The following is an 18,076-nucleotide window of genomic DNA, read 5'->3' on the forward strand; positions in this document are numbered from 1 at the left end:
GATCCTCCGCGTGCCGGCCGACATCCTGCGGAACCTGGTCGTCCTGGACACCCCGGGCCTCGGCGCGACGCCGCGCGACGACAAGGTCACGCTGGACAGCCTGCACCTCGCCGACGCCGCCATCCTCGTGGTCAACGGCCTGCGGTGGGCGCGCTCTGGTTCATGCGGTGACCCTCAGCGGAACAGCTCCGACAGCGTGACCGGGCGGAGGCCCTGCGCCTTCAGGCCGTCGAGGATCGGCTGCAGGGCCTCGTCGGTGAACTGCGCGTTCGCCTCGGTGATGTGGAGGATGACGATCGAGCCGGGCCGCACCTTGCTCAGCACCGCGTGCACGATCGGCGGCGCGGCGGTGGCCCCCGGGTCGCCGCTCACGACGTCGCCCTGCACGACCGTCACCCCGAGCGGCGCGAGCGCCTGCAGCGCGGCGTTGTCGTAGCAGAGCCCCGGAAAGCGGAAGTACCGCGTCTGCCTGCCCCCGTAGGGCGCGATGACGTCGAACGTGTGAGCCACGTCGCCCGCCATCGCGTCCGGCGCGATCGTCGGCAGGTTGTAGCAGGGCGACTTGAAGGCCTGATGCCGGTACGTGTGGTTGGCCAGCTCGAACGACGGGTTCGCCGCCAGCTGCCGGGTGAGGTCGGGGTAGGTCTCGACCCACTCCCCCGTCAGGAAGAACGTGGCCGGCGTGCGGGTCCGCTCCAGGATGTCGACGACCTTGCGGTTGGCGAAGCTGACGCTCGGGTCGCTCGCCAGCCGCCGCAGCATCGAGTCCGTCATGTCGGCGTCGAACGTCAGCGCGACCCGGTTGCCGACCCGCGGCCCGTGCTCGACGACGGGCGGCAGGCTGCCGGGCGTGGTCGCGCCGGGCACCCACCCGTCCGTCGCCCCGGCGCTGCCCGATGGCCCCGCACCCCCTGACGCCTCCGAGCCGCCCGACGCCGCCGGACCGCCGGTCGGCCCGTTCGTGGGCGCGGCCGCGGTCACGGGGTCGACGGCGACGGTCCGTCCCGGATGCGCGGCATTGCTCGGCGCGGAGCAGGCACCGACCGTGAGCACCAGCCCGGCCGCCAGGACCGCGAGTGGGATTCGCACCCGCGCATGCTGCCAGACGCACGCCGTTTCCGTTGCCCCGTACCCGTCCGGCCGTCCCCGCCGAGGCCGCTCCGCGACGATTCGCCGCTTCCGTCCCCGTGTGCGCTCCGCCACCATCCGTCGCTCCCCGTCCCCGCATGCCCACCGTTCGCCGTTTCCGTCCCGCCGCGCGGCCTCGTCCCGCCACGCGGCCCCGTCCCGCCGGGGTCGAGCTTGCCGCGCGGGCGCGCCGGCCGCCTTCCACCGGGATCAGTCCCAGCGGAGGTAGCGCGATGCCAGGGCTCCCAGCAGTACCGTGAATGCCACCATCACTCCCAGATGCAGCGGCGTCGGCCAGGAGCCCGACCAGGCGGACTGCACGGCCTGGGACGCTGCGCCCAGCGGGGTGAAGTCGGCGATCCGGCGGACCGTGTCGGGCATCGTCGGGCCCGGCGTCCACACTCCCGCGAAGAACATCATCGGGAAGTACACGAGCGATCCCACGCCCGACGAGGCCCTGGCGCTCGGCGTGACCGCCGCGACGAGCAGCGCAACGGCACACATCGCACTCGCACCGAGCGTGAACGCCAGGAGGAAGCCGACGACGTTGCCGGGCGGCGGGACGTCGAAGACCGCCGCCGCCACCGCCCAGGCCAGGGCGCAGCCGGCGAGCAGCGCGGCGACGTTGACCACCAGCTGGGCGCCGAGCAGCGTGACCGGCGAGATCGGGGTCGTGGACAGGCGGCGCAGCACGCCGCGCTCCCGGTAGCCGGATACGACGCCGAGCAGGGTCACCATGGTCACCGTCGCGATGGCCAGGGTCATCGTGATCGGGAGGTAGATGTCGACGGGGCGCTTGCCGCCGAGCTCGTCGGCCGGGTCGCGGAACCCGGGCAGGGCGAGGCCGAGCACCAGGATGAGCAGGGCCGGGAAGGCGATGCCGAAGAAGGCGCCGACCGGCTCGCGGAGGAACAGCTTGCTCTCGACTCGGATCATGCGGGTGAGTGCGGTCATCGGGTGCTCCCGGCGGCGGTGAGGGCGAGGACGGCGTCCTCGAGCGTGGGCCGATCGACGCCAGGGACGTCGGCGCCGGCGATGAGGTTGGCGGGCGTGTCGACGGTGACGACCCGGCCGGCCGCGATGACGGCGAGGCGGTCGCACAGCCGCTCAGCCTCGTCCATGAAGTGGGTGACCAGCACGACCGTCACGCCGCGGGCGCGGACCTGCCGGATCAGCTCCCACGTGTCGCGGCGGGCCTGCGGGTCGAGGCCGGTGGTCAGCTCGTCGAGGATCGCGACCGACGGGTTGCCGACCAGCGCGAGCGCGATCGACAGCCGTTGCTTCTGGCCGCCGGAGAGCTTGGCGAACGGGGTGTTGCGCTTGGCGGCGAGGCCGAGGTCGTCCATCAGGGCGCGCCAGTCGGCCGGGTCGGGATAGAAAGAGCTGTACAGATCGAGCGCCTCCCAGACCCGGATCCGGTCCGGCAGCTGGCTCTCCTGCAGCTGGATGCCGAGCTGCCGGCGCACGGCGGCGCGATCGCTGATCGGGTCGAGGCCGAGCACCCGCACCGACCCGCCGTCGGGGGCGCGAAGCCCTTCGACGCACTCGACCGTGGTCGTCTTGCCGGCGCCGTTCGGCCCGACGATGCCGAAGATCTCCCCCGCCTCGACGCTGAACGAGACGTCGGCGACGGCCACGTGGTCGGCGTAGCGCTTCTGGAGGTTGGTGACCTCGATGACTGCCATGCCGACGACAGTAGGAATCCGCGGCCCTCGGCACAGTGGAGCCAGGTACCGACTTCGGGGTATAGCTAACTCCACCCCAAAGCCGGTACTCCGCTCTACTGTGCCGGCGGCCGCCGAGGCGTTGAATCGAGCCGTGATTCGACTCGTGCTCGCCGTCCTCCGGCGCGTCGCCCTGTGGTCAGACCAGGGCCGCGCGGCGGGCCGCTTTCCGTTGATACATCGCGGTGTCGGCGGCCGCGACGAGCGCGTCCGCGGTGGGCTGCCCGATCCGGTCGGCGGAGGCGGTGCCCACGCTGGCGGTCACGGCGCAGACGGCCGGGCCGACCGCGACCGGCTCGGCGATGACGCGCCGCAGCCGTTCGGCGAGGGCCCCGGCGTCCTCGGCCGTCTCCTCGCACAGGACCACGAATTCGTCGCCACCCAGCCGGGCCACCGTGTCGCCGGGGCCGGCCGTGGCCCGCAGCCGCCGCGCGATCTCGACCAGCAGCCGGTCGCCGGCCGCGTGCCCGTGCGCGTCGTTGATCGGCTTGAAACCGTCGAGGTCGATGCAGTGCACCACCGGCCCGCGACCGCTCCCGGCCGTCTGGCGGCGCAGCGCGGCGTCCATGCGGCTGGAGTGCCGGTCAGGCGCTCCCAGAGATCGCGGCTGGGAGCCACACCGCCGACCGCCTCGGCCATGACCACCCCGTGCCCGGCGTCCAGCAGCGCCGGTGCGATCAGCGCACCACAGCCCACGGCGGAGGCGTCATCGTCATCGACCGGCACCGACGCCGGATGGTGGTTGGGTCGGCGGCGAACGGGTACGAGACAGGGAGCAACGTCGTCATGTGGAAGGAGCTTCCTGATGCAACCGATGGCACCGTTCATGCCGTGGGCCTGGCGTGACCCGGAGGGCTACGCCGCCGGGTACCCTGCCGCCGACGTCGCGGTGACCGACCCGCGCGGGGCGGACAGCGCGACGAGCGACCGGCGGGCGAACCTGGATCTGACCGGGTACAAGGTCGAGGCAACCGACGGCCACATCGGGTCGATCGACGAGGCCACGCACGAGACCGGCAGTGCCTGCCTGGTCGTGGACACCGGTCCGTGGATCTTCGGGCGCAAGGTCCTGCTGCCGGCCGGCACGGTCCGGCAGGTCGACCACGGTGAGCGGAAGGTCTACGTCGACCGGACGAAGGAGCAGATCAAGGAGTCGCCGGAGTACGACGAGCGCACCTTCGGCACCGAGGACTACCGCGAGCGGGTCGGTGCTTACTACACCGACAGCTATCGCCGCGAGGACGCCCTCCGCTGATCACCGCTAGGAAAGCTGATCACCGCCAGGAAAGCTGATCACCGCCAGGAAAGCTGATCACAACCAGGAAGACGGTCCGTCCGCGCAACGCGGGCGGACCGTCCCCGTTGCCACGCGCCGAGCGTCCCCGTTCCCACGGGCGGATCGTCCGTGCCGTGGCCGGCACCCGCAGCTGCCGCCCCCACCGATCGGCATCAACCCACGCCGCCGGCGCGGAGAGCTCGCCATGCCCACGCCCTGATCATGGGTGGCTCGGGGCGCCAGGCGCACCTCACTAGCGGGAGAGGGCGGCGAGAATGGATTCGGCCTGGTCGCGTTGCTCGCGGGCGGTGTCGGGGCGGCCCGCGGCGTCCAGGGCGTCGGCCAGGTGGGTCCGGATCTCGGCCTCGTTGTAGCGGTCGCCGGCGGCGCGGACCAGCGCGAGCGCCTCTTCGTAGCAGGATACGGCCGCGTCGAGGTCGCCCAGGTGGTGGTGGGCGTGGCCCATGCTGTCCAGCGTGTTGGCCGCCCGCGCCGAGGCGCCGATGCGGTGCAGGAGGGCCAGGGCCTCGCGGGTGTACGCGAGGTTCTGCCGGTGGTCGCCCAGCAGGCCGTACTGCCAGCCGACCGAGTTCAGGGCTTCGGCCTGGCCGAGTTCGTCGCCGGTGGCGCGGTACAGCTGCAGGGCCCGCTGGTTGTGATGCAGGGCGTCGCGGTGCCGGCCGCGGTGGCTCAGGGCGTGGGCGAGGTTCACGTGGGTGTGCGCCTGGGATCTCGGGTCGCCGAGCTCGGCGAACAGCGCGAGGGCGCGCTCGGCGTGCTGGTCGGCCTCGGTGTCGCGGGCGAGGCGGCCGTACGCGCGCAGGAGTGCCCGGTGGGCCTCCGCCTGGCGGACCCGGTCGCCGGCCGCCTCGGCCGCGCGCAGTGCCGCGCGCTGGATCGCGGCCCACTCGTGGTGGTGGCCCTGACGGGCGAAGAAGGCGGTCGATGCCCATGCGAGTGGCCAGGTGTACCGGTGGAGACCCCGGGCGGCGGCCGGCTCGACCGCGGCGACGAGCGTCGCCCGCTCGGCGGCGAACCAGGCCAAAGCCTCGTCCGCCGAGGTTGGGGGCCGCAGGTACACGCCGGGCGCGGGAGGGTCGAGGGCGACCGGCGTGCGGTGCGGCGTGAGCAGCATCGCCGCGGCGCAGGCCGTGTGCACGTAGTGGTCCAGCAGCCGCTCCAGCGCCGCGGCACCATCGACGTCACGCCTCGAGCCACCAGCGGCCGCCGGGCCGCCGACCATGCCATCAGCGCCGACCTCGTCGTCGGCCGGAGCGGCGGCCAGTTCCGCGGCGTAGGCGCGGAGGAGGTCGTGCAGGGCGTACCGGCCGGGGGCGTGCTCGGTCAGGAGGTTGGCTCGGGTCAGGTCGGTCAGCGACGCCACGGCGTCGGAGAGGCCGACCCCGGCCAGGCTCGCGGCGGCCGGCGGGGACACGTCCGGGCCCGGGTGGTGGCCGAGCAGCCGGAAGAGGCGGGCCGCGGGCGGCGGGAGCTGGCGGTACGACCAGGAGAAGAGGGCCCGCACGTCGGTGCCCCGGCCCTGCGCGGTCAGCGCGTCCAGGCCGGCCGCGCGCAGGTCGGCGGCGAACCTCGACAGGGTGAACTGCGGGTTCGTGGCCGCCCGCGCGGCCACCACGGCCAGGGCCAGGGGCAGGCCGGCGCAGTCGGCGACGATCTCGTCGATGGCGGTGGGCTCGGCCGACACGCGGTCGTGGCCGATGCGGCCGGCCAGCAGCCGGCGGGCGTCGTCGCGGTCGAGGACGTCGAGCAGCAGCGGTTCCGCGCCTTCCAGGGCCACCAGGTCGGGCAGGCGGCTTCGGCTCGTCACCACGACCAGGCAGCCGGGGCTGCCGGGGAGGAGGGTCCGGACCTGGTCGGCGTCGCGCGCGTTGTCGAGCAGGACCAGCATCCGGCGGCCGGCCAGGAGGGTGCGGTACAGCGCCGCCCGCGCCTCCAGCCCGTCCGGGACGCGCGCAGCGGTCACGCCCAGGGCGTCGAGGAAGCCGCGGATCGCCTCCGCCGGGCTCGCCGGGGCGCCGGTCGGGTCGAAGCCGCGCAGGTTGACGTACAGCTGGCCGTCCGGGAACCGCGCCGACCGGCGGTGCGCCCAGTGCAGCGCCAGGGCGGTCTTGCCGACGCCGGCCATGCCGGAGACGGCGGAGATGACGACCGCGGCGGGCTGGGCGGCCGCCCGGGCCAGGGCCGCGTCCAGGCGGGCCAGCTCGGCGGACCGGCCGGTGAAGCCGGGGACGCCCAGCGGGAGCTGGGCGGGAACGACCCGCTGGGCGGGAGCGGACCGGGTCGGACCGGCCGCGGCCGGGTCTTCGGCCGGGTCGGCGAGCAGCCCGCGGACGGACCCGTCGTCGGCGGCGAGGATCGCCTGGTGCATCGACCGCAGCCGGGGGCCGGGGTCGACGCCGAGCTGATCCCCCAGTACCGCGCGGGCCTGTTCGTAGGCGTCCAGCGCGGCGGCGGGATGGCCGGACTGCCACAGCGCCGCCATGAGGAGCAGCCAGCCGGTCTCCCGCAGCGGCTCGGCCAGGGTGTGCCGGCGCAGCTCCGCGACCACCTCGGCGGATCGGCCGAGCCGCAGCCGGGCGCGCGCGTGGTGCTCGACCACCGCCAGCCGCCGCTCGGTCCACTCGGCCCGGGCGGCGTCGAGCTCGGGGCCGGTCGGCAGGCCGTCCAGGGCCCGCCCCCGCCAACCGGCCAGCGCGGACCGCCAGTGGTGGGCGGCCGTCTCCGGGACGCCCGCGCGCCAGGCCGCGTCGCCGCGCTCGGCCTCGTCGGTGAAGCGGTGCGCGTCCACGGCGTCGGGGCGCACGCGCAGGACGTAGCCGCCGTCGCGGCGGTCCAGGGAGCAGCCGGGGCCGGCCACCGCGCGGCGGAGGCGGCTCAGGTAGGTGGTGACGTTGGCGGCCGCCGAGTTCGGGACCGTCACCGGCCAGAGCTCCTCCACCAGGCGGGCGGGGGTCACCGGGCGGTTGGCGTGCACCACGAGCAGCGCCAGGACGGTGCGCTGCTTCGGGGTGCCGAGGTCGAGCACGACGTCACCGCGGCGCAGCTCAAGGGCGCCGAGCACACGGATGTCGATCTCCACCCGACCCTTCTACCAAACGTATCGGTTTTTTATCGAGCCGATTCGTACAGTCCCCGGGACCCTGCGCCTACGGGGAGGCGCCGCGAGCGGACACTCCGTCACTCGGCGCCAGGCGCGGGTCCTCCAACCTTGCATGATTACGTAATTACGTAATACTGGAGATATGGCCAGCCTGGAGGAACGGGTCGCGGCGATCGAGGCGAGGCTCGCCACCGGTCCGCCGCCCTCACAAGGCGCCTTCTGGGCGCTGGAGCGGCTGAGGGAGCTCGCGCCAGCGGGCGCGATCCTCTACACCGGCGTCGTGCCGCTGCCGCCGGCGCAGGACGCGGCGGGCGAGCGGTACGAGTGGCAGCACGGGACCCCCACCGGCGAGCTGCTCGACCTCGACTGGTCCGAGCTCGCCCCCGCCCTGGCCGCGCTCGCCCACCCGGTCCGCCTGCGGCTGCTGCGGGAGATCCTCGGCGGCCGCCGTTCGGTCGCGGACCTCGGCGAGGGGCTCGGCACGACCGGCCAGCTGTACCACCACCTGCGGCAGCTCACCGCCGCCGGCTGGCTGCGCGCCGCCGGCCGCGGCCACTACGCGGTGCCACCGGAACGGGTCGTGCCCCTGCTCACCGTGCTGGCCGCCGCCCGGCACTGACCGACGGACGGAGGAGACCGATGCGCAGCTGGATCACCGTCGCCGCGCTCGCCGCCGGGCTCGGCGCGCTGTTCGTCGCGCCCGGCGTCGCGCTCGGCCCGCGGACCACCGGCGACGCCGGCACCGCGGCCGCGCTCCGCAGCGCCCTGGACGGCACGAAGGGCCACCGGGGCATCGCGGTCGCCGTCGTCGAGCACGGCCGGGTCAGCACCGCGGGCGTCGGCGACCGCGGCGACGGCGAGCCCGTCACCGCGGCCACCCCGTTCCAGGTCGGCTCGATCGGCAAGGTGCTCACCGGCATGCTCCTCGCCGACCTCGCCGGAGACGGCGTCGTGCGCCCCGACGACACCCTGCGTGCCACGCTGCCGGGCTCGACGAGTGACATCACCCTCGCCGAGCTGGCCAGCCACCGCAGCGGCCTGCCGCGCCTCGTCTACCGGGACCCGCTGCAGACGGTGCGGCTGGTGACGGCGAACCTCCACGGCCGCGACCCGTACGCCGGCCAGGACGCCCGCTGGATCACCCGGGCCGACCAGCAGCCGGGTGAGGGCCGGGGCACGATACGGTACTCCAACTTCGGCGCGGCCCTGCTCGGCCAGGCGCTCGCCGGCAGGACCGGCGTCCCCTACCCGGAGCTCGTCCACCGGCGCATCCTCGCGCCGCTCGGCATGGACGCCACGACCTACGACGTCCCGGCGGGCCACGCCGCCGGCTCCACCGCCGGCGGCCGGACGGTCGAGCCGTGGACCGGCCCGGGCTGGGCGCCGGCCGGCGTCGGACTCTGGTCCACAGTGGACGATCTCGCGCGGCTTCTGGTTGCCGTACAATGGGATCGGGCGCCCGGAGTGGACGCCACCGTGCCACGGTTCGCGGGGGACGACGGCACGCGGATCGGGTATGGCTGGTTCACGACGAGCTACGGCGGCCGCGAGGTGCTGTGGCACAACGGCGGGGCGGGCGGGTTCCGCGCGTATGCCGGGCTCGACCGCGCGCAGGGCCGCGGCGTGGTCGTGCTGGCCAACACCGACCGCGCGGTGGACGACGTCGGCCTCCGGCTGCTCGGAGTGACCCCGCCGGACCGCGGGCCGAGCCTGCCGTCGCTGGTCGGCGCCGCACTCGGTGTCGCGTTCAGTTTCCTGGCTGGCTTGACGCTCATCGGCACCGCGAAGGGCAGCCGGACCGAGCTCGCCACGGCCGCGGTGTGGGCCGTCGCGTCGCTCGCGCTCGGATACCGGCTGGGCACCTGGACCACCGTCCCGGGCTGGGTGTGGGCGGCCGGCGTCGCGCTGACCGCCGGCGGCCTGGTCGTCGCCGCGCGCCGCTGGCGGGACGCGCCGCACCGCGGCGGCTGGCGCCGCTGGACGGCGACGGCCGCCTCCGTCACGGCGGCGCTGCTCGCGGTCTGGCTGGTCGCGCCCGTCTGAGCGCCCGGCGGCAGCCGTCAGCACCGGCCCTGGTAGGGCGCGCGGCGCGGGTAACAGGAAGCCGCGAGAAGCGGTCAGGCAGCGGCCGGCTCGGTGCAGGCCGCGTACAGGTTCCGGGAGGCCAGGATCGCCGAGCGGAGGTCCTGGAGGAGCTCGGTCGTGCTCAGCGGCCGATGCCAGCCCTCCGTGGCCCGCCCGTCGATGCCGACCGTCTCGACGCCGCAGCCGTACCGCGCGCCGAGCAGCCGGACGGCGTCGCAGTGCTGATGCCGGACATATGGGTCGTTGGTGACCAGCAGCACGCGTTCGGACGGCGTCGGGGTCACCACGTGCTCGGCCCAGCCGATCAGCGTGTCGGCGGTGTTCGCGCGCATGCCCGGCCGGGTCGAGGCGGCCGCCAGCACGTGCACGTCGCCGACCGGCTGGCCGGCCCAGGTGCGGTGCCACCACCCGTCGCCTTGGCGCTGGGCGGTCGGGTCGGGCAGTTGGAGGTACTGCCGGAGCGCCATCATCACCATGTCGGCCTCGGTGTCGACGGGCCCGAGGCCGAGCCGGACGGCCTCGCGGTGTTCGCGGTCGTCGCGCCAGCGGAGGCTGCCCAGCCCGGCGACGGTCCGCGTGCGGAGGCCCTCGGCCAGCAGGCGGGCGGTGTAGTCGACCCGGCCGAGCGTGATCCGGATGCCGCCGCCGAGCACGACGACGTGGTCGTAGGCGTCGAGCGAAGGGCGGTCGCGCCCGCCGAGGCCGAGCTCGTGGACGAGGGCCCGCAGCCGGCCGTCGAGCTCGGGGCCGAAGTCGACGCGGGCGGTGTCGAAGCGCTCCCTGACGCCGCCGCGGAAGTCCCAGACGGTGGAGAAGTCCGCCGCCCACTCCAGCACCCCGGCGGGCGAGCCGGCCGGCAGCTCGCCGTCGAAGTGCGCGGCCAGCGCGGACAGCTCGGGCGAGGTCACCCAGGCCGCGATCGACGCCGCGACCGCCGCCCGGTCGAGGCCTCCGGGCTCACACGGCGGCAGCGCGAACGGCACCCGAGCAGGGTACTCGATCGGGGGCCCGCCGCGGCGAACCCGGGCCGCATCGGGACGAGCTACCGCCTCAGGTCACCCGGGCGCCTGCCGATGACCCGGCGGATGCTGCGACGAGCTGGCGAGGGAAACGTGGGTGGCGAGCTGACGGTACGGCCCTTCCGGCTCACCGTGTCCCTGCTGGTGGGCGCGGGTGCGGTACTGGTGCTGGCCGGTTGGCTGGCGGGTGCCTTCCTGCGCTGGTGGGAGGCGCCGCTCGCCGGCTGGGTCCCGCTGCCCGTGCTCGGCCTGGTCAGCGCCTGGCAGTGCTGGCGGGCCGCCGGCGCCGACCGGATCAGCCCCGAGGCGCGCAACTTCTGGCGGTGCGTGGCCGTCTCGTCGGCGCTGCTGGCCGCCGGCTCGGTGAGCAACGCGTTCGACGCGCTCAGCGGGCCCGATGCGCCGTCGCAGCGGCTCAGCGCGCTCACGCTCGGCCGTCGCCGGGCAGGGGCCGGACGGCCCGGTGCTCATCGGCGGCTCGGTCCTGCTCATGGCGATCGTCGTGGCCCGGCAGGCGCACGCGTTCCGCGACAACGCCCGGCTGCTGGCGACCGTCGACCGGACCGTGGAGGAGCTGCGCGACGCGCGCGACCAGCTGGCCGCGCAGGCCGAGCAGGACGCGCTCACCGGCCTCGGCAACCGCCGGCTGCTGCGCCAGCGCATGGACGAGATGGCCGGCACGCCGCCGGAGCGGCTGCATCTGGCGCTCATCGACCTCGACGACTTCAAGCTGGTGAACGACCGGCTCGGGCACAACGTCGGCGACGAGCTGCTGCGCGCGGTGGCGCAGCGGCTGACGGCCGTGGCGCAGCGGGCGACGACGGTCGCCGGCAGCACCGTGGTCCGGCTCGGCGGCGACGAGTTCGCCGTGCTCGTCGACGCGCCGGCCGCCGAGGCGGACGCGCTCGTCGCGGCGATCGCCGAGGCGCTGCAGGTGCCGCTCGCGGCCGGCGACGTCGAGCTGATGGTCCGCGCGAGCATCGGCCTCACGGACGCGGTCGCGCACGCAAAACCCGAGCGCGAGCCGGTGGGCGCGCGTGAGCTGCTGCGCCGAGCCGACGTGGCGATGTACGCGGCCAAGGACCGCGGCAAGCACCGCACCGCCCGCTTCTCCCCCGAGCTGGACCAGGTCGCCGCCGAGGACGCGGGCCTCGGGGCCGACCTGCGCCGCGCGGTCGATGCCGGCGAGCTGCACATGGTGTACCAGCCGATCGTCGAGCTGCCGGCCGGGCGCACGGTCGCCGTCGAGGCGCTGGTGCGCTGGCGGCACCCGCTGCGCGGCGCGGTGCCGCCGTCGGTGTTCATCCCGGTCGCCGAGCGCACCGGCCTCATCGTCCCGCTCGGCGCATGGATCCTGCGCACCGCCTGTGAGCAGGCCGTCCGGCTGCCCGCGCCGCTCACGGTGTCGGTGAACGTGTCCGCGCGCCAGCTGCGCGAGCCCGACTTCATCGCGTCGGTGCGGCGGATCCTCGACGAGACCGGCGTGGACGTGGCGCGGCTGTCCGTCGAGGTGACCGAGACGGCCGTGTTCGACGACGAGTTGGCGCTCGCGTCGGTACGGGCATTGCGCGCGATGGGCCTGCGCATCGCGCTCGACGACTTCGGCACCGGCCACTCCTCCCTCGGGCTGCTGCGGATCTGCCCGGTCGACGTGCTCAAGGTCGACAAGAGCTTCGTCGACGAGATCTGCGCCGACGGCCCGCCCGCGGTCATCACCACGGCGCTGCTGCAGATCGCCCGCGGCCTGCGTCTCGACGCGGTGGCCGAGGGCGTGGAGACGCCCGACCAGGCGGAGCGCCTCCACGCCCTCGGGTACCGCTACGCGCAGGGCTACCTGTTCTCCCGCCCGCTGCCGGCGGCCGACCTGGAGCGGCTCGTCGCCGACCCGGTCACGGTCTGAGCGGGTACCGTCCGCGGCTCCAACAGCGGGCGGACGCACCGGATCGCCGGGCGACGGCCCGGGTGAGCTGCCGGCCGGCGGGTGAGGCCGGCGCGGTGAGGGCGGCCGGGGCGCTGTGTTACCGCGGGATGAACCCTTCATGTGCTGACGGGTTTGCGACACATGGCTGGCGGTGCAGCCTTCAACATCGACTACGTGCGGGGGGCGACGCGGCAGACGCGACTCGGCGGCGGGCTGGTCCTGCTGCTGCTCGTCGCGCTGCTCATCGGGGCGCCGTTCGCCGTCGCCCGGGCCGCGCACCTCGCGTTCGCGCAGGTACGGGCGGAGGCCGCCGTCGAGGCGATCGTCCAGGTCGACGCGGCGCTGCAACGGGAAAGCGCGGGCCTGGAAGAGGAAGGCCGCGCGGTGCCGGCGGAAGCCCGGGCCGCCGGCGTCCACCAGCACCGGCACATCGGCCGCAAGCAACGGCTCATGCACACCGTGAGCTCGCCGGTGCACCAGCAGCAGCCCTCGGCCGCGGGCAACGCCGCCGGGCCTTCCACGACCGCGCACGCCGTCGCCCTGGACGCGACGGCCGAACCGGTGCCGCAGGAGCGGGCCGGCGTGCGGCCCGGGCGTGCGTCGCTGCAGGTGTGGCGTCTATAGCGGGCAGCCCTGCCCGCTGACCTGACGCCAACACACATCGGAGTACATACATGTCGACAACCGCCGGCGGGCGGGCGATCCCGCATGCCCGCGAAGCGCCCGCCATCGAGCGGCACCAGCGGTACACCCTGGAAAACACCTGGCACGGAAGAGACAACGGCATCGGCGCGCTGCGCCTGCTGCTCGCCCTCGCCGTCGTGTTCGACCACGCCGGATCCCTCGGCTTCGGCTGGGAGGACCTCGGCACCACCCTGTTCCGCGGCCAGACCAACGTCGGCACGATCGCCGTCTACGGGTTCTTCGTCATCTCCGGGCTGCTCATCACCCGGTCCGCCCGCCGCACCGGATTGGTCCGCTTCGCCTGGCACCGGGCCCTGCGGATCCTGCCCGGGCTGTGGGTCTGCCTGCTGGTGACGGCGTTCGCCGTCGCGCCGCTCGTCGCGCTCTACGAGCGCGGGACGCTCGCCGGCTTCTGGGGCGGGCCCAAGGGGCCGGTGCAGTACGTGACGGGCAACTGGTTCACGGGCGTCCGCCAGTACGGTATCCACGATCTGCTCGCCGAAACCCCGTGGGGCCGCCAGATCGGCAGCACCAGCGTGTTCGACGGCGCGCTGTGGTCGCTCATCTACGAGACCACCTGCTACGCCGCCGTCGCCGGGCTGGCCGTGACCGCGGTGCTGCGCCGGGCCCGGTGGCTGGTGCCGGCGGCGGCCGGGGTGCTGCTCGGCATCGTGGCCGCCGACCAGCTGCGCGGGTGGATCCCGACCGGGCCGCCGTCGGAGTACTACGGCGCGGTCGTGCTGCCGCTGCTCGGCACCGTCTCGGTGCAGTGGCTCATCCATCTGGGCGCGCTGTTCCTGATTGGCGCCACGATCGAGTTGTACCGCGAGCGCGTCCCGATCAGCGACCAGCTGGCCGCCGCCTGCGGTGTGGCGCTGGCCGTGAGCCTGCTGTTCGGCGGGTTCTTCATCACCGGCTTCCCCGCGCTGGCCTACCTGCTGGTCTGGGCCGCGGTGCGGATGCCGCGGCGGCTGCGCCGCATCGGCGCGACCGACGACTACTCCTACGGCATCTACATCTACGGGTTCGTCGTCCAGCAGGTCCTCGCCACGCTTGGCGTCAACGCCTGGGGCTACGCGGCCTACACCGGCATCAGCCTGGCCCTGACGGTGGCGTTGGCGGCGATGTCGTGGCACCTGGTGGAGCGCCGGGCACTGACCCTCAAGGACCTGCGGCTGCCGGCTGCTCCCCGGCGGCGGCCGGCCCGGGCCTCCCGCCCGGCGTCCAGGGCCAACGACAGCGCCGACGCAGAAGCATGACCGCGCCGGCGATCAGGAGCCTCGACGGGACCTCATGATCAAGGGAAGCTTCTGGCTGCCCGGACAGCCAGAAGCTCCCCACGATCATGGGCGCAGGCCGACATCGGCCGCGCCGCGCTCCGCACCGCCCTGCCGGCGGCAACCACGGGAGGGGCCGCCCGGCTACGCCGTCGCGGCCAGGTCCGGCTCGGGCGCGGCGGCGCGGGCAGGCGTCGTCGGGCTGCCCGGCGCGATCCGCAGGTGCACGGTCGTGCCCGCCTCCAGGCCGAGCCCGAGGAACTCGTTGCGGGTCAGGGTCACGATGACCTCCTGGCCGCCCGCCGTGGTGACGTCGATGCGGATCTCGAAGCCGATCCGGGTCACCCGGCTGACCGTGCCGGTGACGTCGTCCGGGCCGCCCGGCGTCAGGCCGAGCTGCAGGTCGTGCGGGCGGACCAGCTGGTCGCCGAGCTGGGTGACCGGGCCGAGGAACTTCATGACGAAGTCGTTGGCCGGGCGGTCGTACAGGTCGTCGGGCGAGCCGACCTGCTCGATGCGGCCGTCGTTGATCACCACGATCTCGTCGGCGACCTCCAGGGCCTCCTCCTGGTCGTGCGTGACGAAGACCGTGGTCACGTGCACCTCGTCGTGCAGCCGGCGCAGCCAGTCGCGCAGCTCCTTGCGCACCTTCGCGTCGAGGGCGCCGAACGGCTCGTCGAGCAGCAGGACCGTCGGCTTCACGGCGAGCGCGCGGGCCAGGGCCATGCGCTGGCGCTGGCCGCCGGAGAGCTGGGCCGGCAGCCGCTCGCCGAACTGCTCCAGGTGCACCAGCTTGAGCAGCTCGTCGACCCGCGCGCGGATCTCGTCCTTGGGCCGCTTGCGGATCTGCAGGCCGAAGCCGACGTTGCGGCGCACCGACATGTGCTTGAACGCGGCGTAGTGCTGGAACACGAAGCCGACGTTGCGCTTCTGCGGCGGCAGGTCGGTGGCGTCGACGCCCTCGATCTCGACCCGGCCGCTGTCGGCGCGCTCCAGGCCCGCGATGATGCGCAGCAGGGTCGACTTGCCGCCGCCGGACGGGCCGAGCAGCGCGGTGAGCCGGCCCGAGGGGATGCTGACCGACACGTTGTCGAGCGCGACGAAGTCCCCGAAGCGCTTGCTCACGCCTGCGATCTCGATGCTCACCGGTCTTCTTCTTTCGGGCGGAGGACGGACACGACGATGATGGCGGCGACGGCGACCAGGGCGAGGAGGAAGGCGGTGGCGTAGGCGCCGCCCTTGTCGAAGTTGAGGTACTTCTCCTCGACCACCAGCGTGGCGGTGCGGGTGGCCCCGAGCACGTTGCCGGACACGACCTTGACGGCGCCGAACTCGCCGAGCGAGCGGGCCAGGCTCAGCACGACGCCGTAGGTGATGCCCCACTTGATCGCGGGCAGGGTGATGCGGCGGAACGTCTGCAGGGCGTTGGCGCCGAGGCTGCGGGCGGCCTGCTCCTGCTCGTCGCCGATCTCCTCGAGCACCGGCACGACCTCGCGGATCACCAGCGGCAGGGCGACGAACACGGTGGCCATCACCATGCCCGGCTCGGCGAAGATGATCTGCAGGCCGGCGCTCTCCAGCGTGGGGCCGAACCAGCCGGTGCGGCCGCCGTAGACGAGGACGAGGGCCAGGCCGACGACGATCGGCGACACCGACAGCGGCACGTCGAGGAGCGCGTTCAGGAGGCGTTTGCCCGGGAAGCGGTATCGCACGAGCAGGATCGAGATGCCCACCCCGAACAGCGTGTTGATGATGACCGAGAGGATCGCGATCTCGACCGACAGGTGCAGGGCGTGCACGATGTCCGGGTCGGTGAGGATGCCCTGGAGGTTGTCGAAGCCGTCCTTGAAGGCGTTCTGGCCCACGAGGTACACCGGCCAGGCCACCAGGAAGAAGAGGTACGCGACCACGACCAGCCGCAGCACGTAGGTCGTCGGCCCCTTGCGTCGGGTCCAGGCTTTGGTCTCAGCCACGGCGCACCGCCCTTCGCTGGATCAGGTCGAGCACCACGATGACGGCGAAGGAGATGATCAGCAGGACCGTCGCCACCGCGGCCGCGCTCTCCAGGTGGTCGTTCTCGATGCTGCTGAGGATCCGCACGGACGTGACCTCGGTGCGCATCGGCAGGTTGCCGGACAGCAGCACCAGCGAGCCGTACTCGCTGACGCCGCGCGCGAACGACAGCGCGGCCCCGGCGGTGATCGCCGGGGTCAGGCTGGGCAGGATGATCTTCCAGAAGATCGTGAAGCGGCTCGCGCCGAGCGAGGCGGCGGCCTCCTCGGCCTCGCGGTCGAGCTCGGCGAGCACGGGCTGCACCGTGCGGACCACGAACGGCAGCGTCACGAAGAGGAAGGCCAGGAAGACCGCGACCCGGGTGTTGGCGATGTTGACGCCCAGCGGGCTGGTCGGCCCGTAGAGCGACAGCAGCACCAGGCCGGCGACGATCGTCGGCAGCGCGAACGGGATGTCGATGAGGATCTCGAGCACCCGCTTGCCGAAGAAGTTGTCGCGGACCAGCACCCAGGCGATGAGCGTGCCCATCACGACGTTGACCACCGTGACCAGGAAGGCGGTGCCCACGGTGAGCCGGATCGAGGCGAACGTCTGCTCGTTGCTGATCGCGTCCCAGAACGCGCCGAAGCCGTCCGCGGACGCGGTGGCGACCACCGCCGCGAGCGGGATCAGCACCAGCAGGCTGAACCACAGCATCGCGACCCCGAGCCCGAGGCCGGAGACGCGGGTGAGCGGCTGGCCCGAACGCGCCGACCGGGCCGGCCGGCGGTTGCCCGCCGACCGGCCCGTGGAGACGGTCGCTGACGTCACTTGGCTTTGCCCGACGCGGCGATGATCTTGACGACGATGCCTTCCTTCTCGTCGAAGAACTTCTTGGACAGCGCCGACCAGCTGGTGAAGTCCTTCTCCACGGTCAGCAGCTTCTTCGGCGTCGGGAAGGGGTCGTTGGGGTCGACGGCGCCCTCGACGCCCTTGGTGTCGACGCCGTCGATGATCGGGCGGAAGCCCTTCAGGGCGAACTGGCGCTGGCCGTCCTTGCTCAGGACGAAGTCGAGCCACTCCTTCGCCTTCGGGTTGGCGTTCTTCAGCACCGCGCCCGGGTTCTCGATGAGGATCGTGGTGTCCGGCAGGACCCAGTCGAGCTGCTCACCGCTCTGGCGGGCCAGGATGGCCTCGTTCTCGTAGGCGAGGAGGACGTCACCGGTACCGCCGAGGAAAGCGGTCGTGGCGTCCCGGCCGCTGTTCGGCAGCGACACGACGTTGGCGAACAGCTTGGTCAGGTACTCGGTCGCCTGCGCGTCGGTGCCGCCGTTGCTGGCGATGTGGCCCCACGCGGCGAGCGCGTTCCAGCGCGCCGCACCCGACGACGCCGGGTTCGGGGTGACGATGCCGATGCCGGGCTTGATCAGGTCGTCCCAGCCCTTGATGTTCTTCGGATTCCCCTTGCGTACCGCGAGCACGACCACCGACGAGGAGACGATGCCCTTGTTGGGGCCGGCGTTCCAGTCCTTCTCGACGAGGCCGGCGTCGACCAGGCGGGTCACGTCGCTGGAGACGGAGAAGTGCACGTAGTCGGCCTTGAGGCCGGCCACCACCGCGCGGCTCTGGTCGCCGGAGGCGCCGTACGAGGTCTGGAACTTGACGCCCTTGCCCGCCGGGGTCTTGTTCCACTCGGCGGCGATCGCCTTGTTGGCCGCTTCCGGCACCGCGTAGCCGACGATGTTGAGCGTCACGTCGCTACCGGTGGAATCGGACGAAGCGGACGTCCCCGCGCACGCCGACAGCAGTAAGCCGGCGGCGATGGCGAGCGCTGCGGTCGCTCTGATCC

15 protein-coding genes and 1 pseudogene are annotated in these 18,076 nt (G+C 73.7%); 6 read left to right on the top strand and 10 right to left on the bottom strand.

Features of this window, described 5'->3' with window-relative positions; all coding sequences use genetic code 11:
* Positions 1-174: 174 nt before the first annotated feature.
* The 4 genes and pseudogenes from IEZ31_RS33080 to IEZ31_RS33095 form a co-directional block, all read right to left on the bottom strand.
* Positions 175-1,089, bottom strand: a complete 915-nt coding sequence (locus IEZ31_RS33080; RefSeq protein WP_229836053.1) for a polysaccharide deacetylase family protein — start codon at positions 1,087-1,089, stop codon at positions 175-177.
* A 249-nt stretch (positions 1,090-1,338) separates the two neighbouring features.
* On the bottom strand, positions 1,339-2,082 hold the full coding sequence (locus tag IEZ31_RS33085; protein WP_190253978.1) for an ABC transporter permease: 744 nt from the start codon (positions 2,080-2,082) through the stop codon (positions 1,339-1,341).
* A 26-nt stretch (positions 2,083-2,108) separates the two neighbouring features.
* Positions 2,109-2,813 (bottom strand): annotated as a pseudogene (locus tag IEZ31_RS33090) (ABC transporter ATP-binding protein); the annotation flags it as partial.
* A 178-nt stretch (positions 2,814-2,991) separates the two neighbouring features.
* A complete protein-coding gene (locus IEZ31_RS33095) occupies positions 2,992-3,420 on the bottom strand; it encodes a GGDEF domain-containing protein (protein ID WP_190253980.1) in 429 nt (142 codons plus the stop codon).
* Positions 3,421-3,657: 237 nt separating this feature from the next.
* On the opposite strand from IEZ31_RS33095, the gene IEZ31_RS33100 reads away from it, so the two are divergent.
* The gene (locus tag IEZ31_RS33100; RefSeq protein WP_190253981.1) at positions 3,658-4,107 is read left to right on the top strand and encodes a PRC-barrel domain-containing protein; all 450 of its coding nucleotides are present in this window, start codon (positions 3,658-3,660) and stop codon (positions 4,105-4,107) included.
* Between the two features lie 274 nt (positions 4,108-4,381).
* Here the strand turns inward: IEZ31_RS33100 and IEZ31_RS33105 are convergent, their stop codons facing one another.
* Complete coding sequence (locus IEZ31_RS33105) at positions 4,382-7,228, bottom strand: AfsR/SARP family transcriptional regulator (protein ID WP_190253982.1); 2,847 nt, start codon at positions 7,226-7,228, stop codon at positions 4,382-4,384.
* Between the two features lie 163 nt (positions 7,229-7,391).
* Between IEZ31_RS33105 and IEZ31_RS33110 the strand changes: the two genes are divergently transcribed.
* Positions 7,392-7,868 (top strand): ArsR/SmtB family transcription factor, encoded by a 477-nt coding sequence (locus IEZ31_RS33110; protein ID WP_190253983.1) that lies wholly within the window; start codon positions 7,392-7,394, stop codon positions 7,866-7,868.
* Between the two features lie 20 nt (positions 7,869-7,888).
* On the top strand, positions 7,889-9,292 hold the full coding sequence (locus IEZ31_RS33115) for a serine hydrolase domain-containing protein (protein WP_190253984.1): 1,404 nt from the start codon (positions 7,889-7,891) through the stop codon (positions 9,290-9,292).
* Positions 9,293-9,366: 74 nt separating this feature from the next.
* Here IEZ31_RS33115 and IEZ31_RS33120 read toward each other — a convergent pair whose 3' ends face one another.
* Positions 9,367-10,317 carry a hypothetical protein gene (locus tag IEZ31_RS33120; RefSeq protein ID WP_190253985.1) on the bottom strand — a complete coding sequence of 317 codons (951 nt, stop codon included), beginning with the start codon at positions 10,315-10,317 and terminating at the stop codon, positions 9,367-9,369.
* Between the two features lie 433 nt (positions 10,318-10,750).
* Here IEZ31_RS33120 and IEZ31_RS33125 point away from each other — a divergent pair, with 433 nt between their 5' ends.
* The 3 genes from IEZ31_RS33125 (at position 10,751) to IEZ31_RS33135 (ending at position 14,217) form a co-directional block, all read left to right on the top strand.
* Positions 10,751-12,253, top strand: a complete 1,503-nt coding sequence (locus IEZ31_RS33125; protein ID WP_190253986.1) for a putative bifunctional diguanylate cyclase/phosphodiesterase — start codon at positions 10,751-10,753, stop codon at positions 12,251-12,253.
* 162 nt (positions 12,254-12,415) lie between these two features.
* Positions 12,416-12,898: a hypothetical protein gene (locus IEZ31_RS33130; RefSeq protein WP_190253987.1), complete on the top strand. Its 483-nt coding sequence runs from the start codon at positions 12,416-12,418 to the stop codon at positions 12,896-12,898.
* A 50-nt stretch (positions 12,899-12,948) separates the two neighbouring features.
* Positions 12,949-14,217, top strand: a complete 1,269-nt coding sequence (locus IEZ31_RS33135) for an acyltransferase family protein (protein WP_190253988.1) — start codon at positions 12,949-12,951, stop codon at positions 14,215-14,217.
* A gap of 162 nt (positions 14,218-14,379) precedes the next feature.
* Here the strand turns inward: IEZ31_RS33135 and IEZ31_RS33140 are convergent, their stop codons facing one another.
* Genes IEZ31_RS33140 through IEZ31_RS33155 form a run of 4 tightly spaced genes read right to left on the bottom strand, consistent with a single transcriptional unit; the run spans position 14,380 to position 17,981 of the window.
* Positions 14,380-15,381, bottom strand: a complete 1,002-nt coding sequence (locus IEZ31_RS33140; RefSeq protein WP_190253989.1) for a sulfate/molybdate ABC transporter ATP-binding protein — start codon at positions 15,379-15,381, stop codon at positions 14,380-14,382.
* On the bottom strand, positions 15,378-16,208 hold the full coding sequence (locus IEZ31_RS33145) for a sulfate ABC transporter permease (protein WP_190253990.1): 831 nt from the start codon (positions 16,206-16,208) through the stop codon (positions 15,378-15,380). Before IEZ31_RS33145 ends, IEZ31_RS33140 begins: the two co-directional genes overlap by 4 nt.
* Complete coding sequence (gene cysT, locus IEZ31_RS33150; protein WP_190253991.1) at positions 16,201-17,058, bottom strand: sulfate ABC transporter permease subunit CysT; 858 nt, start codon at positions 17,056-17,058, stop codon at positions 16,201-16,203. The genes IEZ31_RS33145 and cysT overlap by 8 nt, the downstream gene beginning before the upstream one ends.
* On the bottom strand, positions 17,055-17,981 hold the full coding sequence (locus IEZ31_RS33155) for a sulfate ABC transporter substrate-binding protein (protein ID WP_229836054.1): 927 nt from the start codon (positions 17,979-17,981) through the stop codon (positions 17,055-17,057). Before IEZ31_RS33155 ends, cysT begins: the two co-directional genes overlap by 4 nt.
* Positions 17,982-18,076: the final 95 nt, after the last annotated feature.

This window comes from Dactylosporangium sucinum, assembly GCF_014647515.1.
In the GTDB taxonomy this organism is placed as follows: domain Bacteria; phylum Actinomycetota; class Actinomycetes; order Mycobacteriales; family Micromonosporaceae; genus Dactylosporangium; species Dactylosporangium sucinum.